At 33.0% G+C, this 19435-nt stretch carries 17 protein-coding genes and 2 tRNA genes; 14 read left to right on the forward strand and 5 right to left on the reverse strand.

The genetic code is table 11. The features are described 5' to 3' along the window. Positions 1 to 215: 215 nt before the first annotated feature. Complete coding sequence (locus tag FLV_RS03975; RefSeq protein WP_243230922.1) at positions 216 to 515, reverse strand: hypothetical protein; 300 nt, start codon at positions 513 to 515, stop codon at positions 216 to 218. Positions 516 to 761: 246 nt separating this feature from the next. Between FLV_RS03975 and FLV_RS03980 the strand changes: the two genes are divergently transcribed. From FLV_RS03980 to FLV_RS04005, 6 genes are all read left to right on the forward strand, one after another. Beyond that, on the forward strand, positions 762 to 959 hold the full coding sequence (locus FLV_RS03980; RefSeq protein ID WP_243230923.1) for a hypothetical protein: 198 nt from the start codon (positions 762 to 764) through the stop codon (positions 957 to 959). A gap of 184 nt (positions 960 to 1143) precedes the next feature. Further along, complete coding sequence (locus FLV_RS03985; protein WP_243230924.1) at positions 1144 to 1818, forward strand: response regulator transcription factor; 675 nt, start codon at positions 1144 to 1146, stop codon at positions 1816 to 1818. Positions 1819 to 1828: 10 nt separating this feature from the next. Beyond that, complete coding sequence (locus tag FLV_RS03990) at positions 1829 to 3148, forward strand: sensor histidine kinase (RefSeq protein WP_243230925.1); 1320 nt, start codon at positions 1829 to 1831, stop codon at positions 3146 to 3148. A 122-nt stretch (positions 3149 to 3270) separates the two neighbouring features. Further along, complete coding sequence (locus FLV_RS03995; protein WP_243230926.1) at positions 3271 to 3471, forward strand: hypothetical protein; 201 nt, start codon at positions 3271 to 3273, stop codon at positions 3469 to 3471. 176 nt (positions 3472 to 3647) lie between these two features. Then, complete coding sequence (locus FLV_RS04000) at positions 3648 to 4883, forward strand: metallophosphoesterase (RefSeq protein ID WP_243230927.1); 1236 nt, start codon at positions 3648 to 3650, stop codon at positions 4881 to 4883. A 72-nt stretch (positions 4884 to 4955) separates the two neighbouring features. Further along, a complete protein-coding gene (locus tag FLV_RS04005; protein WP_243230929.1) occupies positions 4956 to 5258 on the forward strand; it encodes a thioredoxin family protein in 303 nt (100 codons plus the stop codon). Between the two features lie 24 nt (positions 5259 to 5282). On the opposite strand, the gene FLV_RS04010 is transcribed toward FLV_RS04005, so the two are convergent. Next, positions 5283 to 5918, reverse strand: coding sequence for a polysaccharide deacetylase family protein (locus tag FLV_RS04010; protein WP_243230931.1), 636 nt, complete (start codon positions 5916 to 5918; stop codon positions 5283 to 5285). 92 nt (positions 5919 to 6010) lie between these two features. Beyond that, on the reverse strand, positions 6011 to 9289 hold the full coding sequence (locus tag FLV_RS04015; RefSeq protein WP_243230932.1) for a DUF2723 domain-containing protein: 3279 nt from the start codon (positions 9287 to 9289) through the stop codon (positions 6011 to 6013). 248 nt (positions 9290 to 9537) lie between these two features. Here FLV_RS04015 and FLV_RS04020 point away from each other — a divergent pair. Together FLV_RS04020 and FLV_RS04025 are read left to right on the forward strand one after the other, a co-directional pair. Then, positions 9538 to 9608 (forward strand) — tRNA-Gln (locus tag FLV_RS04020). A 111-nt stretch (positions 9609 to 9719) separates the two neighbouring features. Further along, a tRNA-Gln gene (locus FLV_RS04025) sits at positions 9720 to 9790 on the forward strand. Between the two features lie 139 nt (positions 9791 to 9929). On the opposite strand, the gene FLV_RS04030 is transcribed toward FLV_RS04025, so the two are convergent. Then, complete coding sequence (locus FLV_RS04030; RefSeq protein ID WP_243230934.1) at positions 9930 to 10649, reverse strand: DUF4369 domain-containing protein; 720 nt, start codon at positions 10647 to 10649, stop codon at positions 9930 to 9932. Between the two features lie 182 nt (positions 10650 to 10831). On the opposite strand from FLV_RS04030, the gene FLV_RS04035 reads away from it, so the two are divergent. From FLV_RS04035 to FLV_RS04055, 5 genes are all read left to right on the forward strand, one after another. Continuing rightward, a complete protein-coding gene (locus FLV_RS04035) occupies positions 10832 to 11728 on the forward strand; it encodes an EamA family transporter (protein ID WP_243230936.1) in 897 nt (298 codons plus the stop codon). An 83-nt stretch (positions 11729 to 11811) separates the two neighbouring features. Beyond that, positions 11812 to 12168, forward strand: coding sequence for a DoxX family protein (locus FLV_RS04040; RefSeq protein WP_243231385.1), 357 nt, complete (start codon positions 11812 to 11814; stop codon positions 12166 to 12168). A 29-nt stretch (positions 12169 to 12197) separates the two neighbouring features. Next, a complete protein-coding gene (gene aqpZ / locus FLV_RS04045) occupies positions 12198 to 12905 on the forward strand; it encodes an aquaporin Z (RefSeq protein ID WP_243230938.1) in 708 nt (235 codons plus the stop codon). A 494-nt stretch (positions 12906 to 13399) separates the two neighbouring features. Further along, positions 13400 to 13678, forward strand: a complete 279-nt coding sequence (locus FLV_RS04050) for a DUF2805 domain-containing protein (protein WP_243230939.1) — start codon at positions 13400 to 13402, stop codon at positions 13676 to 13678. A 93-nt stretch (positions 13679 to 13771) separates the two neighbouring features. Continuing rightward, positions 13772 to 15625, forward strand: coding sequence for a peptidase M61 (locus tag FLV_RS04055; RefSeq protein WP_243230940.1), 1854 nt, complete (start codon positions 13772 to 13774; stop codon positions 15623 to 15625). Positions 15626 to 15697: 72 nt separating this feature from the next. On the opposite strand, the gene FLV_RS04060 is transcribed toward FLV_RS04055, so the two are convergent. Beyond that, entirely contained in the window at positions 15698 to 18109 is a 2412-nt protein-coding gene (locus FLV_RS04060) for a prolyl oligopeptidase family serine peptidase (RefSeq protein WP_243230941.1), read from the reverse strand. 255 nt (positions 18110 to 18364) lie between these two features. Between FLV_RS04060 and FLV_RS04065 the strand changes: the two genes are divergently transcribed. Further along, a complete protein-coding gene (locus FLV_RS04065; RefSeq protein WP_243230942.1) occupies positions 18365 to 19372 on the forward strand; it encodes a 3-oxoacyl-ACP synthase III family protein in 1008 nt (335 codons plus the stop codon). The last annotated feature ends 63 nt before the right edge of the window (positions 19373 to 19435 follow it).

The following is a 19435-nucleotide window of genomic DNA, read 5'->3' on the forward strand; positions in this document are numbered from 1 at the left end:
CTTTATTTGAAGTTAGCGGTTTGTACTAATTTAAAATAATGGAATCAGCTTATTTTTTTGACATATCCGTTGCCTTGCTTATGTCTTTTGTGTAGGTTTCTGTATCGCCTTCTCTGCCACTGTTTTTTCCATAAACAATAACTAATTCAGTATCGCTGAGTTTTGTGATGCTGATGGAGACAGTTCCTTTGGCTGAGGTTAGCGTAATAGTGTTGTCAACTTTTAACCCATGTAGAAGTAGAATTTTCTGTAACAATAGTTCCTGTTTGAGTTCCTTGTGCGTAGCTTCCCCTATCTTTAAATTCGACGTAGTTGTAGCTTTTAACTGTTTCGGCAATACGGCTTACAGTTTTGATTTCATCAGCTTTTGTTTTAGATATCCCTGATACATAATACCATTTTCCGTACAATTGATTAGTACTGGTAATGGATGGTTTAGCTTCGTCATTATCATTACTGCAAGAAAAAGCAGTTAAGCTGGTAATGATTACAAAAAGGATAATTAATTTTTTCATAGTTCTCTTTTTTTAATTTATTGATGCGAATTTTGATAATAAAAAGGAACTATTCGAAAAAGGTATATCAAACGCTGCTTTATAAGCTTGAACCATTGGAAATATTTCATGAATAGGGACTAAAAAAGAATTGTGTTAAAATTTTTGTAATAAAATGATTTTGAAATCAATCTTCATGCGGTCTTCATTTTGTGAAGGTAATTTTGATCTGTAAAATAAAAGGAATTAATTTAAAATTTAGAAATCATGAGAAATTTATTAATGTTATTAGTGGCAGTTTTAGGAACAAGTGCAATGGTTCATGCATTTCCTGCAAAAGACGTTAAAGTAGGTCCTGTAAAAGAAGTAAAAGCAACAAAACATCCAAAACACAAATCTGATAAAAAAACAAAATCAGTAAAAAGTGAAGCTCCAAAAGCTGAAACAGCAAAAATGAAAAAATAAACAGTATTCCTGTTTTTTTTCGAAACATTGTAAAAGGAGGAAAACAGGAATAATGATTATGAGAATGCGGTTGAAGAAAGCTGATAAAGAAATTTGTCAGCTTTTTTTATTCGTTAATTTTTTAATAATGCGTGATTGGATTTTTATAATTGATTAATTTTAATTGTACTAAAAAACTATTCCTATGAATGTTTTGATTGTTGAAGATAATAAAGAAATTGCCGAAGAAGTTTGTGACTTTCTCTGCAGTGCAGGTTATATCTGTAAAATTGCGAATAATTGTGCAGATGCGCTGGAAGAATTTGGCAGTAACGATTATGATGCCATGCTGCTGGATTTGGGATTGCCGGATGGTGACGGTTTTGAGGTTTTGAAAGCCATTCGGAAAACAAAATCAAAAATAGCAGTAATTGTACTTACGGCCCGAGGAGAATTAGATGACCGAATCAACGGGCTTCATCTTGGTGCTGATGATTATCTGACAAAACCTTTTGCACTTACAGAATTGGCGGCCAGACTGTTTGCTGTGATTCGCAGGATTCACGGTTTTACACTAAATAATTTAGGTATTCACGGATTTTTATTGCAGCTTCAGGATTACAAGGTTAGTTTTAATGAAGTTTCGATTAATCTGACTAAAAAGGAATTTGATATTTTTCAATATTTGGTTTTGAATAAAAACCGGGTTATTACCCGGCTTCAATTGACTGAACATATTTGGGGAGATATATTAGAAATAAATTCGGATTCAAATTTTATAGATGTTCATGTTCGAAACCTTCGTAAAAAACTTGATAAACATACTTCTATCGATTGGTTTGAAACGGTTCGAAATGTTGGTTATCGTATAAACGAATAAATAAATTCTTGTGAAGATAAAACATCAATTAGCCATCTTTAATGCACTGACACGATTGTTGGTGATTTTGATTTTATGGCTGATGCTGCCTATTTTGGTTGAAAATGTTGTATATCGGCATATTAATAATGGACTGATCGAAAAAAAGAAAAAATTCATTGAACATTTAAATCAACAGGAAATAAATGATTTTATTGAAAATAAAGGAGATTCAACAGAAACATATTCACAATTTTCAACACTTCACAGTGAATTTTTAGTTCTTTCAAAAGTATCGGTCAAGTTTCGTCAAAAAGAAACAATTTTTAAAAAGGAATACAGGATTATTGAAGGAGAAGAAAATGAATATAGAATTCTGCAATATCATTTTGTTTACGAAAATCAGGGCTATCAACTGGAAATTGGAAGTAGTCTGAGCGAAGTAAATGATCTCACATTTATTATCAGGCTTTTTATTATAATCGTTTTGGTTATTATTCTTTTGGTAACTTTTTTGGCTGATACGGTTTATATTGAATATCTGCTTAAGCCTTTCTATAAAATTATTGATACAAAAATAAAGAGGGTAAACGAGCCTGAAGTTTTTGATCATACACCAATAAATGCAAAATCCAGAGATTTTAGAGAATTGGATTTGGTATTGAATCAAATGATGGATCGGATTGCAGATGTATTTAAAAAAGAAAAACAGTTTATCTCAAATGTTTCGCACGAGCTTTTAACCCCCATTACTTTATTGAAAAGTAAGCTGGAAAATCTTTTACAAAACGGCTCATTGGATGATAATGCAATTGATAAAATTGCAGGTTCTCTGAAAACCTTGGACATGCTGAAGAAAATCATAAACAATTTGTTGCTGATTTCAAGAATCGAAAACAATCAATACCAATCAAACGAAAATATTAATTTTCAGGAAATAATAAGTGAATTGCAGGAAGATCTTCAGGATCGGATTGAGGATAAGGGAATTCGGTTTTTTAATAAAATAAAACATGATTTTGTGTTTAGAGGGAATAAAACATTAATTCATGTCCTGATTTATAACCTGGTTACAAATGCTGTAAAGTATAATAAGCCTGATGGTGAAATTATAGTTTCTGATGGTTTGTTACAGGATCGATATTTTATTTCAATTGCAGATTCCGGTATTGGATTAAGTGAATCACAAATCGAACAAATCTTCAATCGCTTTGCAAGAGTAAGTGCTGATCAGGAAGGGCAGGGCTTAGGATTGGCAATTGCAAAAAGTATAGCGGTCTTTCATCATATTGAAATTAAAGTTTCTTCTGTTATAAATGAAGGGACAGTGTTTACTTTGTTGTTTTTGTAAAAAGTGAAAATATAATTAAAAGTTAATTTTTTCTGAGAAGGTTAATCTTCATTTTGTCTTCATTTAGCGATTCTATCTTTGAATCAAATAAATGAAGTAATACAAATCAAAAATCTACAATTATGAAAAAGTTAGTAATGTTAGCGGTATTTCTTTTAGGAACAGCTGCAATGGTAAATGCTCAGGCAACTCCCGCTCAGGCAACAGCTTCAAAAGAAGTTAAAGCTGTCAAACACGACAAAAAAGGGCATAAAAAAGCAAAAGCAGACAAAAAAGCAGAAACAGATGCAGCTAAGCCGGAAGCTGCAAAAGTTCAAAAATAAACTTCAAAAGTTTGTTCAGCAAACTTTGCTGTGGATTATAAAAAGGTTTTAAAAAATTTTGTAGCAAAAGCTGATGGAGAAATTCATCAGCTTTTTGTGATTTGTTGAGTTAAATTTTTGATAATAGAAAGTGATAAAATTTTCATTCTTTGTTACTTTGTTTAAAACTGTAAATAATGATTCTTCGTTTTGTAATTCTGTGTGCTCTTTTTTTATTTATTGAGTTCTATTCTTATCAGGCCTTCCGTACTTTGATTAAATTAAGATGGGTTTTAATTGCTTATCAGGTTATAAGTGTACTGCTTTTGGCTTTTATTATATATTCTTTTACACAATTTGACCGTTCTGTTGGGCAAACCAAATATAACATGTTTACAATGGGCTTAATGTTGATGGTTTATGTCCCAAAAATTGTGCTTACTTTGATAATGTTTGGTGAAGATATTTTTAGAATTGGAGCCAGTATTTTAAATTATTGCATGTACAATGCGCCGAGAAAGGAAATGATGCCGGATAGACGAAAATTTGTCAGTCAATTGGCTTTAGGTCTGGCCGCAATTCCATTTTTATCTTTGATTTACGGAATTTTTGAAGGAAAATATAATTATAAGGTTATTAAACAAACTATTTTTTTTCCTGATTTGCCAGATGCTTTTGATGGGTTTAAAATTACGCAGATCTCTGATGTGCATAGTGGTAGTTTTGATAATCCTGAAAAAATAAATTACGCTATAGATTTGATCAATGAGCAGGATTCAGATATGATTTTGTTTACCGGAGATATCGTCAATACACATGCTAAAGAAATGCATCCCTGGCTCGATACTTTTAATCGAATAAAAGAATACAAATACGGTAAGTTTTCGGTTTTAGGGAATCATGATTATGGAGAATATGTTAGCTGGCCATCTGAAAAAGAAAAAGACGAAAACTTTCAGGAGATTAAAAATCTGTATCACCAGCTGGGTTTTAAGTTGTTGCTTAACGAACATACTTATATTCAAAAAGGAAGTGATAAAATTGCTTTGATAGGTGTAGAGAACTGGGGTAAAAACTTCAAGAAAGCCGGTGATTTGAATAAAGCTTCGCAAAATGTTACTCAGGATGATTTTAAGGTTTTAATGAGCCATGATCCAAGTCATTGGGAATATGAAATAAAAGAACATCCCAAGAACTTTCATTTGACTTTGTCCGGTCATACGCATGGAATGCAATTTGGAATTGAAATTCCAGGATACTTTAAATGGAGTCTGGCGCAATATATTTATAAGCAGTGGGCCGGTTTGTATGAAAACGCTGGTCGGTATGTTTATGTCAACAGAGGCTTTGGTTTTCACGCCTATCCGGGGCGAGTTGGTATCATGCCGGAAATCACAGTTATCGAACTAAAAAAGGGTAACAATGTGGCTTAATTCGTTAAAAATGCTACATTTGTATAATGGTAATCTCTTTTTAGTAGATTTAAAAATTTAATTTTTGGTTTTATGTCAAAATTTGGAGAACTAATAAATGCTCAGGTCCCTGTGTTAATTGATTTTTACACAGATTGGAATGAATCGTCAGTTTCTATGCATCCTGTTATTAAGGATGTTGCGGCTGCGCTTGGTGATAAAGCCAAGGTGATTAAAATTGATGTGGATAAAAATCAGGAATTGGCAGAAGCTTTACGAATTAAAGGGCTTCCTACATTGATGATTTATAAAGAAGGTCAAATGATCTGGAGGCAATCCGGAGAATTAGATGCTAATACTATTATCGGAATTGTTCAGGAACAGTTCGGTTTATAAAGATTTTTCTTCATAAGGTGCAGTTTAGCTGACAACATCAAATACAAAACCATTTTCTTTTAGGAAGCTCAATGTTTTTGGTAACGCAAATTTTAAATTTTGCGATGCTTTTATGCTGTCATGAAAAACAATTACACTTCCGGATTTTACATTTTTGGTCACATTTTCCAGGCATTTTTCTGGAGTGATAGTTTGGTCAAAATCGGCACTTAAAACATCCCACATTACTATTTTATAACCCAAACCTCGTAAGATTTTTGATTGTGCTTTTTTGATTTTACCGTAAGGTGGACGAAATAATAAACTACTCAGTTTTTTTCCTGCTAATACAGCAGTACAATTTTTTACATTTTCGATATAATCGTTTGTTTGGCTTTTCCACCCATTTGCATGGTTCATGGTATGGTTTCCTATTGAATGTCCTTCAGCGATTAATTTTTCAAATAAGGAAGTATGAGCATTAATGTTTTTTCCAATGCAAAAAAAAGTTGCCTTTGCATCAAATTTCTTTAATTCTGATAAAACCCAGTCTGTAACTTCAGGAGTTGGTCCATCATCAAATGTCAGGTATATTTTCTTTTCCTTGTTAGGGATGTCCCAACAATATTTAGAAAATACCGTTTTTATAAATGAATTTGTTTTGACCCAGTAAAAGCTCATTTTGAAACAATTTAGAAATATGTAAAATTAAAAAATGCGGTGCTATTTAACTAACAGCACCGCATTTTTTTAATTACTATATTTTTCGTATATTATTCTTTTTCTCTTCCAAAACGTTCAAAAACATTTACATAAGTATTGAAAGTCTTTTTGTGGTTGTCGTAAAAACCGAGGTCTTTATTTGTTTTCATAACCTGAAGCAGACTTCTGTAGCGTTCAATATCTGTGATGATATCAATAGCTAAATCTGACTGATCTGCTCCGCTTAAAGTGGCGTAATAATTAAGGTTCTCTTTGTATTTTTGAACCAGTTTATTAAGCAAATCCTGTGCTTTTTCTTTTTCTCCAACTTTGTAATAACCATCAGTAAAAGGTTCTACTAAAGAATAATAGCCAAATTTATCTAATGGCATTTTTGTAATAGCCAGATTAATGATGTTTTTTGCTTTATCTATTTTGCCTTCGGCGATAAGCTCGTTCATTAAACGAGAAAGATTCGTGCGATAAGTGATGCTGTTTCTTCTGGTTTCAGGATCGTGATAAATATTGCCGTTGCTGTTGCCCCAATCCCATTTTGTTACGATATCGTACATTTTGTCAGCGTCAATCTGTCCCATATCCATTGGTCCTCCGTCTTTTGAAGGAGTGTTTTTGATTGGGACCAATTTGTAAACCATTCCGTCTAATTGAAGATAATCTTTAAGCCATAAATAATCTTCGTCATCAAAAGCACCTCCGCTGAAATAGATTGGTCTTTTCCAGTTGTTATTTGCCAGGATATCCAGCATCATGAGACGATTTTTGTATATAGCATTTCCTTTGACATCTATATCCATGTATGAGACGATAGAATCATTGTATTTAGGATTAACTACTTTGTTTTTGATGATTGTATTTTTATCAATTGAAACCCTAATTTTATTTGTAGGATAAAAGTGGATTATTTGTCCGTTTTGTAAAGTAACAGTTGATTTTGGGTTTTTAATAAAGCTGATAAAATCATTAATATCCCAACGGGTTTCTACTTTTGGTATATGAGCCACATAATCTAATTTGTCACCTACATATTCATCATGGGTAAATGATATTGGTAATGGGTCAGATTCATAAGCTTTGGCTTTCATTTGATCGATATACCAATCGGTCATGAAAAGACTTGTGTTTACTATTTTTACATCGGTTCTGATGCCTTCAATTTCCTGGGCATACCATAAAGGGAACGTGTCATTATCACCGATAGTAAACAAGATGGCATTTTTATCACAGGATGTTAAATATGCTTTTGCCATTGCAACGGCTGTATATTTATTTGATCTGTCGTGATCATCCCAGTTTTGAGAAGCCATTAAAACCGGTGCGGCTAATAGACTTACGGCAATAATAACAGGACCTGCAATTTTTGGAGCAAGGTATTTCTGAATGGTTTCGTATAATGAATAGACTCCTAAGCCTATCCAGATGGCAAAAACATAAAAAGATCCAACTAAGGCATAATCTCTTTCTCGAGGTTCAAAAGGCCTTTCGTTTAAGTAAATTTTAAGTGCAATTCCTGTAAATAAAAACAATACTAAAAGAACATAAAAACTTTTAAGATCTTTATTAGCATGATACATAAGTCCTATGAGCCCTAAAATGAAAGGTAAAAAGAAATATACATTTCTTCCTTTGTTGTTTAAGACATCTGAAGGTAAATTGTCCTGAGATCCCAAATGCAATGAGTCTAAAGGCTTAATTCCGCTAATCCAGTTACCGTCTAAATTGTCGTATTTTCCCTGAACATCACTTTGGCGGCCTACGAAATTCCACATTAAATATCTCCAGTACATATATCCAAACTGATATTCAAACATAAAACTGAAATTATCAACTGTAGTTGGTTTTTCGATGATTAAATAATCTCCATAACTTCTCAGGAATTTTACATAGCCTTCATTGTCAATTTGTTTTTGAGCATAAGCCTGTCTGAATTCATGAACTGTTTTTTCAACTTCATTGCGCAATTGTGCAATGGCTTTGTTGTATTCGTCTTCACTTAATTGATTGGCATCGATTCCGTATTTTCCTAAATCATCTTCGTAAGGATAATTAGGGTTTATTTTGAACTGAGGCGGATTTGTGAAATTGATGTAATTCTGAATATGTCCGGCTTCAGGACTCCACATTCTAGGCAGAATCGTTTTTTGATTGTCATCAGAATTTTGCTGTGCATTTTTATAATTATTGGTAATGACGTATTTGCCGGTTTTGTAATCTCTTTCATAGTTTGGCGCTTTGTCCAGATAAGGCGTTTTTTCATCCAGTCCTGCAAAAACTTCGGTGTATTGAGGGCCGTAAAACAAAGGATTTACACCATATTGTTCACGATTATAATAAGCTAAAACTTCTGTAGCATCAGATGGTTTGTTTTCGTTGATAACAGTATTTGCATTTGCACGAACCGGCAGCATCATCCAGGTAGAAAAACCAATCAAAATAAATAAGATGCAAAGAATAATAGTATTGTAGAAAATTAAGCCTTTTTGTTTGGTGAATTTTAATCCGAAATAGAAGAAAGCAATAAAAAGTAAAGCAACAAAAATGGTTCCTGAATTAAAAGGAAGTCCCATACTGTTGACCATGAATATTTCTGTTTTACCAAAGAAGGCCATGGTTAGCGGCAGAAGCAGTTTGAAAATGAATAGTAAAATTCCAATAACAACAATATTGGCTATGATGAAGTTTTTTATGGTAACTTTTTCGTAATGTTTAAAGTAGTATAAAAAGCCTATCGAAGGAATAGTTAACAGAGCCATAAAGTGAACTCCAAACGAAAGTCCTACTACAAGCGAAATAATCAATAGCCATTTGTTTCCTTTTGGTTTGTCCATATCTTGTTCCCAACGCAATCCAAGCCAAAAAAGCAATGCAATTAGCAATGAAGCCATAGCATAAACTTCGGCCTCAACAGCATTAAACCAAAAGCTATCAGAAAATGTATAGGCTAAGGCACCAACAAAAGAGCTTCCTAAAATTACAATGGAATTATTTTGATCGATTTCGGCAAAACGGGCTACAATTTTTTTTAAAATCATGGTTGATGACCAGAACATGAATAAAATAGTAAAAGCACTTGAAAAAACAGACATCATATTTACCATTAGTGCAACATGCTGGTTGTCGATTGCAAACATGGCAAAAAAGGCTCCCATCATTTGATATAAAGGTGCTCCGGGAGGGTGGCCAACTTCAAGTTTGGCGGCTGTGGCAATATATTCGCCACAATCCCAGAAGCTCATGGTAGGTTCAACAGTTAGTGTATAGGTAATTAAAGCGATTGCAAATGCAAACCATCCAATAATTGTATTCCATTTATTGAAATTGAATTGTGCCATATTCAGGTGTTAAAATTTTGTATGTTTTCTATCTTACAAAGAAAATGTTTTTTTGTGTAAAGAAACGAGCATTAACAAAAAATTCTGCAAAAGTATTTGGCGAAGGTAATGTGTTGTATTTGAAGTGATTTTGATTTTTTTATAGGTTTTGATGTTTTAAAAAATGAAAAGAATGATTTTTTTTGATCAAAAAATTTGTATAAACTAAATAAAGGCTTAAATTTGCACTCGCTAAACAATAGCACTGCTGGTCTATGGTGTAATGGTAACACAACTGTTTTTGGTGCAGTCTTTCTAGGTTCGAGTCCTAGTAGACCAACAGAAAAGCCTCTCAGAAATGAGAGGCTTTTTTTATTGCAAAAAAATCTTTTAAAAATTTGTATAAATTAAATAAATTTTTAATTTTGCACCCGCTAAACAATAGCACTGCTGGTCTATGGTGTAATGGTAACACAACTGTTTTTGGTGCAGTCTTTCTAGGTTCGAGTCCTAGTAGACCAACTGGCAAAAAAGGAATCCTGTAAGTTCAATGCTTACAGGATTTTGTTTTTTATAGCATATTAAAATGCGGTTGCGCTGGTATTTTTTAAAACAGAAAGGCCTGAAATATTTCAGGCCTTTCTGTTTTTTATGATTCAAATTATTTCTTCTCTGTTTTTTTTATGGTATTTACATACTTAGTAAGCTTTTTGCCGTATAATGAAGTTGCTACTTTAGGTGTCATAGACTTTTGAATAGTGTCCAAAAACTTGATATTGATATCGTAAATCTCTGCTAAAGCTATATATGGTGCTATTTCGTGGTCTTTGTTGTTAATAGCAAAGTTGGTAGCAAATAAATATTTTCGTTTGATATTCGAATCGCCTTTTGCTATAATACTGTCAATTGCTTTTTGATCCTGCCTTTTTAAAGCCTTAAATTTTGCTTCAATTAATGAAAGGTTCTCATCCCTAAAACGTACATTTACTTTTTGATATTCTTCATATAATTCATGATTTTTTGAACCTGTAATTTTTGCTCCATTTATAAAATTATCAAGATTTGTATCGATATTTATATTACCCGGTTCAGCAAAAAACATAATATTATTATCTAATGAATTCGTTACTCCACGATCAAGGAATAAATAAAGCATTTCTGGTGATTCTAATTTTATATTGCTTTCAAAGGCTGAATTGCCATCAATTTTGATACTGTCTATTGCTACAAGAGCTGTGTCATTATATTTTTGGATGTATAAAGTTCCTTCTTTTAATCCTTTTATGTTTCCTGTAAGATGTAAACCGTCAGTTGTTTCTTTTTTGTCACATGAGACAGTTAATAAGGTAATTGCAATAAATGCAATAATTGATTTTTTCATTGTTTTTTAGATTTTGGTGCAAAATAAAGAATTTTTTTAAATGAAGGAGATGGAAGGTTTAATTTTTCAGAAATAAATATGATAGATTCTTAAAGTTAAAATTTTGTCTTTTCCGGCTTTTAACAATCAACTAAAAACTAAGTGTTATCTTTGCAGGCTAAAATTTTTAAAATAAAATAAAAATGTCACAAAAAAATGTCCTGAAAGGAGTTTTTCTGGTTGCCTTGGGTGCTGCAAGTTATGGTATGCTGGCTACTTTTGTAAAAATGGCTTACACTGAAGGTTATACTACAGCAGAGGTTACTACTTCTCAATTTATATTAGGTATTTCAGGTATTTTGTTGATTAATGCTTTTCAAAAGACAAAGCATAAAGAGAAGGTCGTAAAAGCTACTTCCGGAAATATTTTTAATTTAATGCTGGCCGGAACTTCGCTTGGTATGACCAGTTTATTTTATTACCTGGCGGTACGATATATTCCGGTTTCTATTGGTATTGTTTTACTGATGCAAACTGTATGGATGGGTGTTTTGCTTGAAATGATTTTAGAAAAGAAACTTCCGTCGCTTCAAAAAATAATAGCTGTTTTTATTGTTCTTGCCGGAACTGTATTGGCAACTAATATTCTTAATAACGATATCGCATTAGACTGGAGGGGAATTGGCTGGGGTGTGCTTGCTGCGGCATCATTCACCACGACTATGTTTACTGCAAATCGTGTGGCTGTCGGAATATCTTCGGCACAACGAAGTTTATATATGCTTTTAGGCGGTGCTGTTATTGTTTTCTCGTTTGCATTAGCTACACAAAATACACCGTTTAATTTTTCAATTTTTTTAAAATGGGGTATTGTGCTTTCTCTTTTCGGAACAATAATTCCTCCAATGCTTATGAATGCAGGTTTTCCGTTGACAGGAATTGGTTTAGGAAGCATTGTTTCTGCACTTGAACTGCCTGTTTCTGTAATGATGGCATTTGTTTTATTGAATGAAAAAGTGATTTTTTTGCAATGGATTGGAATTGTTCTGATTGTTTTAGCAATCATTATCATGAATATTAATTTCAGAAGAAATAATTGATTTTACTTATTTGTAAAAGAAATCATACTTTCTGGTAAAAAGTCTTTAAAAAATTATTAAATTCGTGGTAAACTCTGATTATGATGTATTTATCATGGCATTTGTATTTAATGGCTTTTCTTTATATCGTTGCCGGAATTAATCATTTCAGGTCTCCGGGAATGTATCTTAAAATCATTCCGTCTTATTTTTCAAACCCCAAATTATTAAATATTTTAAGTGGAGCAGCCGAAATTATTTTAGGCTTTCTTCTGATTGTTCCTTTTTTGAGTCCTTTTGCTGCGTGGGGAATTATAGCTTTATTGATTGCTGTATTTCCGGCAAATATTTTCATGTATCAAAACAAAAAAGCAGGCTTTGGTTTACCAAAATGGATTTTATTGCTACGTATGCCGTTACAGCTCTTGTTAATTTTATGGGCATACCAATATACGCTTTGACTATTAACCATTAATTAAAATTATTTATTATGAAAAAATTATTTGCAGAGTTTTTTGGAACGTATTGGCTCGTTTTTGGAGGTTGTGGAAGTGCTCTTTTTGCGGCAGGAATACCTGAGTTAGGAATTGGATTTGCAGGTGTTTCACTGGCATTTGGTCTAACTGTACTGACAATGGCGTATGCTGTTGGGCATATTTCCGGAGGACACTTTAACCCGGCAGTATCTTTTGGGTTGTGGGCCGGTGGAAGATTTTCAATAAAAGATTTGATTCCGTATATCGTAGCGCAATGTATTGGTGCGCTCGCTGCTGCCGGTACTTTATTTATTATCTGGTCAGGAAAAGCCGGGAATGCAATAGATAATACTAAAGCCGGTGCTTTTGCATCGAATGGATTTGGAGCATTCTCACCAGATGGATATTCTTTGGCATCTGCTTTTATAGCTGAATTTGTACTTACTTTATTCTTTTTACTAGTAATATTAGGCGCTACGGATAAATTTGCAAATGGAAAATTTGCCGGAGTTGCCATCGGATTAGCTTTGACATTAATTCACTTAATCAGTATTCCAATTACAAATACTTCAGTAAATCCGGCAAGATCTTTATCTCAGGCAATTTTTGCAGGAGGTGAACCATTATCGCAGGTTTGGTTGTTTTGGGCAGCACCCATTTTAGGTGCAATAGTAGCAGGATTTATTTATAAAACTTTATTGCAAAATCACGGAGACGAATAATAATTTGGCTCTTCGTCTAAAACAGTGGATTTCAAAAAAGACAATTTCTTAGTGAAACATAAAAAAATCTGCTAAATCCGCCAAATCTGCGGGAAGTAATTTAAAATTTATCCCGCAGATTTGGCAGATTTAGCGAATTCTGTAGCTGCCGAAAATTGATTTTCCATTAATTATGGCGAAGAACCAATAATTTTCAGTCTAAAAAAATGGAAAGAGAAAATCAGATGAAAATTTGTTTTCTCTTTTTTTTGAAACTTGTCGAAAATGATTTTTGGAATGCTTTTAAGAATGCATAAATAGTATAAGAATAAATGATAAATTGAAAATTTTATAAAGATGTTTCTAAAAATTCAGATACTGTAAAAAAATGCTAAAATCAATAAAAAAAATATACTCGATCTGATGAACTAATTATTTTTTTTATTAATATTGATACTTAAATTGAAAATCAATCTATTAATCATTAACCCTCTATTTGAATTAATTTTCACGTGATGAAAAAGAGTAACCGCAAAGAATTGAATTGGGAACAAACTGAAAAACTTGTTTCGTTGGCATTAGAAGAGAAGAATCCATTTGAAATTATAAAAAAAGAATTTGGATTGTCAGAAAAAGAAGTTCTGGAAATTATGAAAAAGAAAATGCCTCTTGAAAAATTTGAGATGTGGAAAAAGAAGGCAGTCGCAAACAAACCAAAACCAAAACCAGTTAAAATAGACGATTTTGATGAAGATTTGGATGGGAAATATTATATTAAAAATAAATTTGACTAATCAAAAACTCCTGAATTACAGGAGTTTTTTTATTTCTGTCTTTGCTGTAACAGTTTTGCATTTTGTAAGACTTATAAAAAAAACGCTAAATAAATGAAAAAAATAATTTGCACATTAGCTCTTGCCGTTGTATTCTGGGGCTGTAAAACGGGTACAACAAGCGCAGCTAAAAATAATGTAGCTGTCAATATTAATCTTACTGACGTAAAGGATGACAAAGTTTTGGTAACGGTTACGGCACCAGACATAAAAACGGATGAAGTAATTTACAGCATTCCTAAAACAGTTCCGGGAACTTATTCTACGGATAATTACGGAAAGTATTCTGATAATTTTAAAGCTTTTGATGCCAAAGGAAATGCATTAACAGTAAAAAGACTGGATGATAATTCCTGGTCTATTTCGGATGCTAAAAAGTTAAAAACAGTAACTTATTTAGTTGGAGATACTTTTGATACAGAAAAAGGAACCGGTTTTGGTAATGATGATATATTTTCGCCAGCCGGAACAAATATTAATGCCGGCGTAAATTTCCTTGTAAATACCCATGGTTTTGTGGGGTATTTTCAGGATAAATTAGATATTCCGTATAAAGTTACGATTACACATCCTGAAACGCTGTGGGGAGCAACTTCAATGACTGATGAAGATGCAAGTAAAACAAGCGATGTTTTTACAACGTCCCGTTATGCTGTTTTAGTAGAAAATCCAATTATGTATTCTAAACCGGATTATACAACATTTAATGTTAACGGAATGGATATCCTGATAGCTGTTTATTCGCCAACAGGTAAATTTACTGCAGAGAGCATTACTCCGGAAATGAAAACAATGATGACGGCTCAAAAAAACTTTTTAGGAAAAGTAAACGCTACTAAAAAATATACCGTTTTACTGTATTTGTCAAGTATGGCAAAAGATGATGCTCATGGTTTTGGAGCTTTAGAGCATCCAACAGCAACTACAGTTGTTTTACCGGAATCAATGCCAAAAGATCAATTGGTAGAGTCGATGAAGGATGTAGTTTCTCATGAATTTTTTCATATTGTAACGCCATTAACGATTCACTCCAAAGAAATTCAGTATTTTGATTATAATGCACCAAAAATGTCTGAACATTTATGGATGTATGAAGGTGTGACAGAGTATTTTGCGAATCTTTTTCAGATTAATCAGGGATTGATTGATGAAGCTGAATTTTATACCCGCATTTCTGATAAAATTGAACATGCAAAAGGGTTAAACGATACCATGTCGTTTACTGTAATGAGTAAAAATGTTTTAGAACAGCCTTATAAAGATCAATACTTAAATGTGTATGAAAAAGGAGCTTTAATTGGAATGTGTATCGATATTATCATCAGAGAAAAAAGTAATGGAGAGAGAGGAATTCTTGATTTGATGCATAAATTGTCTGAAGAATATGGTGTTGAAAAACCTTTTAATGATAATGAACTTTTTGATAAAATCACGAAATTAACTTATCCTGAAGTTGGAGAATTTTTAAAAACGTATGTTGCAGGAACAACTCCAATTCCTTATGACCAGTATTTAGCGAAAGTGGGTGTGTCAAAAGCTTCTGAGAAAAAAGCAGGTTCCGTTTTCTTAAAAGGGCAAGTTCCGTATGTAGGAGTTGATCCAAAAACAAAAGAAATAAGTGTACGTCCGGATATTGAGTTAAATCCTTTTTTTACTAATTTAAATCTCAAGCCTGGTGATGTTATTTTGTCTATAAATGCTAAAGCATATAATTTGGATAATATTTATGATTTAGTTAGCGAAAGTGAAAACTGGAAAGAGAACGATTCAATTACGGTTCAGATAAAAAGAGCTGGTGCAAATCAGACTATAAAAGGAACTGTAAAATTGCCTTATGAGGAGGCAGAAATTTTTAAAGCTACTGATGCTTCAAAAGAAAAACTTAAAAATGCATGGCTGAAAGGTTAATGAAAAAAAGTTAAAAAGCCCCTGAAAATATTTTCAGGGGCTTTTTTGATGAGTAAAACTTGTATGTTTTAATTAGTTTTTTAAATATTTTTCCAGAAACTGATCCTGTTCCCAAAGTAAATGCAGGATATTTTCTTTAGCAACATAACTGTGTGATTCCTTTGGTAAAATTACCATTCTTGCTGGACCACCTAGTCCTTTTAAGGCCTGAAAATAACGTTCTGTTTGTAAAGTAAAAGTTCCCGGATTATTATCTGCTTCTCCATGAACCAATAAAATAGGGGTTTTCATTTTGTCAGCATTCATAAAAGGAGACATGGTATTGTACACAGTCGGAACTTCCCAGTAATTACGCTGTTCTGTCTGAAAACCAAATGGAGTTAAGGTTCTGTTATAAGCTCCGCTTCGGGCAATTCCACAGGCAAAAAGATTGGAATGTGTTAATAAATTTGCTGTCATAAAAGCGCCATAAGAATGTCCGCCAACTGCAACTTTCTTGCGGTTGATGTATCCTAAAGCATCTACAGCATTTATTGCGGCTTCAGCATTGTCAACTAATTGAGTAATAAAATTGTCATTTGGTTCTGTTGTACCTTCTCCAATTATAGGAAAAGCAGCATCGTCCAAAACTACATATCCTTTTGTTACCCAATACACAAATGAACCATAGTACGGAAAAGTAAATTCATTTGGGTTTTGACTAGTTTGCCCCGCACTGTTTTTATCTTTGTATTCTGCCGGATAAGCCCAGATTAATAAAGGCAGTTTTTCCTTTTTTACTTTATCATATCCAGCAGGTAAATATAAAGTTCCTGATAATTCAACACCATCTTTACGTTTGTATTTGATAACTTCTTTACTGACATTTTTAATGCTTTCAAACGGGTTTTTAAAAGTGGTAATCGGGGTCAGACTGTTTTGTTTTTTAATGTTTCTGAAATAATAATTTGGATAGTCATTTTTTGACTGGATCTGTACCAAAACTTTCCCGGTTTTAAAATCTTCAATTCCTAATAAGTCTTCTTTTTTATCTTTATAAGTTGAAGTATAAAGACGTTTGGTCTGTAATGTTTTTAGATTGAATTCATCAATAAAAGGAAATTGTCCGTCTTTTGTATAGCCTTCACCAATACGGTAAGCATTGTCATTCTCGATGGCCAGTACATATTTGTTGTATGCATTTTTTCTGGTTTCAAAAACACCGGGATCCGAATAGATATCCTGCGAATTCCTGTCTGAAATTATTTTTGGCTGCTGATTAGGATCTGAGGGATTTATCAGATATGTTTTTGTATTTCTGGTGTCGTACCATTGGTCAGAAACTATGGCTGTATTGTCATTTCCCCAGATAATATCATCAAAACGCTGAGGTATTTTTGCAAGGCTTGCGGCATTATTTGTAAAGGGTGCATCCCAAAGAAAAATTTCATCTCTAAAATCTGTTTTGTTTGCAGGATCTCCTTCATCCAAAGCTACAACATAAGATAAGGTGGCAGGTTTGTCATTTCGCCATGCCATTTCTCTTTTTCCTTTTCTGACAGCCATAAAGCCTTTAGGGATTATTTCGTTTAACGGAACTTCATTTACCGTTTTTATTTCTTTGCCATCTTTGTCATAAACTATTGTTTTAGACGGAAATCTGTTTAAAGGGACAACGTATGAAAAAGGCTTTTCAATAGTGGTTAGCATAATATAATTTCCATCAGGAGAAATTCTTTCTCCGGCGTACATTGCCGCTTCTTTAAACAAGGTAGTAGTTCCGTTAAGGCTTACTTTGTATAATTCAGAGGTAATAATATTTTCAAAATTAGCTTCATCATTTTTGTTTTTCAGCATATCCGGATACGTTCTGTTTTGAGATTTCTCTCCCGAAGCATTTGAAATAATCGGACCAGTTGGTAAGTCTTTTTTAGAGTCAAGCAGTGGCTGTCTGTTTTTAGGAAGCATTTTTGTCAAAATGGTTTCGTTGTCTAAAAACCAGCTAAAAGGATTTCCAAGATTAGCATTTACAGTTGCATCGGTAAGTTTAGTTGCTTTGGCATTTGCCACATCTAATACCCAAAGTTCAACACCTGAGTTTGTGGTATGCGAAAACAAAATCTTCTTGTCATTAGGAGACCAAAGCGCATTGCTTATTTTAGGATTTTCAGGTAAACCGGAAACCTGTATTTCCTCTTTACCGCTTATTTTTTTTATTTTGAAATTGTTGATATACGTTACAGTACTCGAAATGTTGGTAAGTGGATTGATTCTTAAGCCAGCCAAACGAAGTTCTTCCTGATTTAAATCATCTAAAGATTTATAAGTGCTTCTGTAAGATAAAAGCATGTACTCCTTTTTTGTATCCATTGATACAGTAGGCGCTCTTTCGTAATCAGCCAGATCTAAAATTGATTTGGATGGTTTTTGATACGTTAGGTTTTCTTGTGCAAAAGCAATAAAACCAAAGCTTAAAAATAAAAGCAGTGTAACTTTTAATTTCATAATTTTAATTTTTGTGTTAACAATCGTGGATGTATTTGATAAGACTAAAGTATTGTAATTTTGTTACATTTTTACTGTTTTCATCTCGATTATTTGATTTATTAAACAAAAATATTTTTTTTAAACAATCAACAGAGTTGTTAGAATTTTAAAAGGAAATGAAATTGTTAATTACGAAAAAAGTAGTAATTTGTATGCTGATGTTTTAAAGTATATTAAATTTGCATTCCAATTTTTTAATAAATAATAAAAAGTATGTATCATTCAAAAATAGCGGGCTTAGGATATTATGTTCCTTCAAATGTGGTGACAAACGATGATTTGTCTAAGATTATGGATACCAATGATGAATGGATTCAGGAGCGAACCGGAATTCAGGAGAGAAGGCATATTATTCGTGGAGAAGATACTACCACTTCAATGGGAGTAAAAGCAGCTAAAATTGCAATTGAACGTTCCGGCGTAGCCAAAGAAGATATTGATTTTGTAGTTTTTGCTACATTGAGCCCTGATTATTATTTTCCAGGACCCGGAGTTTTAGTACAGCGTGATTTAGGATTAAGAACCGTTGGAGCTTTAGATGTCAGAAACCAATGTTCTGGTTTTGTGTATGCAATATCTGTTGCAGATCAATATATTAAAACCGGAATGTATAAAAATATTCTGGTCATTGGTTCTGAGGTTCATTCTACAGGATTAGATATGACAACACGTGGACGTGGAGTTTCGGTAATTTTTGGAGACGGGGCAGGAGCGGCAGTTTTAAGCCGTGAAGAAGATTTGACTAAAGGAATTTTATCAACTCATTTACATTCAGAAGGACAGCATGCCGAAGAACTGGCTTTGCAGGCACCGGGAATGGGAGCACGCTGGGTAACCGATATTATTGCGGATAATGATCCAAATGACGAAAGTTATTACCCATATATGAATGGACAATTTGTATTTAAAAACGCAGTCGTTCGTTTCTCCGAAGTTATCAATGAAGGTTTAGAAGCAAATGGTTTGCAGGTTTCGGATATTGATATGCTGATTCCGCATCAGGCAAATTTGAGAATTTCGCAATTCATTCAGAATAAGTTCAAATTATCAGACGATCAGGTACATAATAATGTTCAGAAGTACGGAAATACAACTGCAGCATCAATTCCAATCGCTTTGACGGAAGCCTGGGAGCAGGGGAAAATAAAATCCGGTGATACCGTTGTTTTAGCCGCTTTCGGAAGTGGATTTACCTGGGCAAGTGCTATTATAAAATGGTAATATAGAATTTTACAATATTATAAAACCTGTTTACTTCAAACAGGTTTTTTTATGCGTATTTGT

The organism is Flavobacterium pectinovorum, assembly GCF_022802975.1.
GTDB classification, from domain to species: Bacteria; Bacteroidota; Bacteroidia; order Flavobacteriales; family Flavobacteriaceae; genus Flavobacterium; species Flavobacterium pectinovorum_B.

Excerpts from the sequence above, each read along its gene's own strand:
- FLV_RS03975 (WP_243230922.1), bottom strand. The coding sequence starts at position 515 with ATGAAAAAATTAATTATCCTTTTTGTAATCATTACCAGCTTAACTGCT.
- FLV_RS03980 (WP_243230923.1), top strand. The coding sequence starts at position 762 with ATGAGAAATTTATTAATGTTATTAGTGGCAGTTTTAGGAACAAGTGCA.
- FLV_RS03985 (WP_243230924.1), top strand. The coding sequence starts at position 1,144 with ATGAATGTTTTGATTGTTGAAGATAATAAAGAAATTGCCGAAGAAGTT.
- FLV_RS03995 (WP_243230926.1), top strand. The coding sequence starts at position 3,271 with ATGAAAAAGTTAGTAATGTTAGCGGTATTTCTTTTAGGAACAGCTGCA.
- FLV_RS04000 (WP_243230927.1), top strand. The coding sequence starts at position 3,648 with ATGATTCTTCGTTTTGTAATTCTGTGTGCTCTTTTTTTATTTATTGAG.
- FLV_RS04005 (WP_243230929.1), top strand. The coding sequence starts at position 4,956 with ATGTCAAAATTTGGAGAACTAATAAATGCTCAGGTCCCTGTGTTAATT.
- FLV_RS04010 (WP_243230931.1), bottom strand. The coding sequence starts at position 5,918 with ATGAGCTTTTACTGGGTCAAAACAAATTCATTTATAAAAACGGTATTT.
- FLV_RS04015 (WP_243230932.1), bottom strand. The coding sequence starts at position 9,289 with ATGGCACAATTCAATTTCAATAAATGGAATACAATTATTGGATGGTTT.
- FLV_RS04030 (WP_243230934.1), bottom strand. The coding sequence starts at position 10,649 with ATGAAAAAATCAATTATTGCATTTATTGCAATTACCTTATTAACTGTC.
- FLV_RS04035 (WP_243230936.1), top strand. The coding sequence starts at position 10,832 with ATGTCACAAAAAAATGTCCTGAAAGGAGTTTTTCTGGTTGCCTTGGGT.
- FLV_RS04040 (WP_243231385.1), top strand. The coding sequence starts at position 11,812 with ATGTATTTATCATGGCATTTGTATTTAATGGCTTTTCTTTATATCGTT.
- aqpZ (WP_243230938.1), top strand. The coding sequence starts at position 12,198 with ATGAAAAAATTATTTGCAGAGTTTTTTGGAACGTATTGGCTCGTTTTT.
- FLV_RS04050 (WP_243230939.1), top strand. The coding sequence starts at position 13,400 with ATGAAAAAGAGTAACCGCAAAGAATTGAATTGGGAACAAACTGAAAAA.
- FLV_RS04055 (WP_243230940.1), top strand. The coding sequence starts at position 13,772 with ATGAAAAAAATAATTTGCACATTAGCTCTTGCCGTTGTATTCTGGGGC.
- FLV_RS04060 (WP_243230941.1), bottom strand. The coding sequence starts at position 18,109 with ATGAAATTAAAAGTTACACTGCTTTTATTTTTAAGCTTTGGTTTTATT.
- FLV_RS04065 (WP_243230942.1), top strand. The coding sequence starts at position 18,365 with ATGTATCATTCAAAAATAGCGGGCTTAGGATATTATGTTCCTTCAAAT.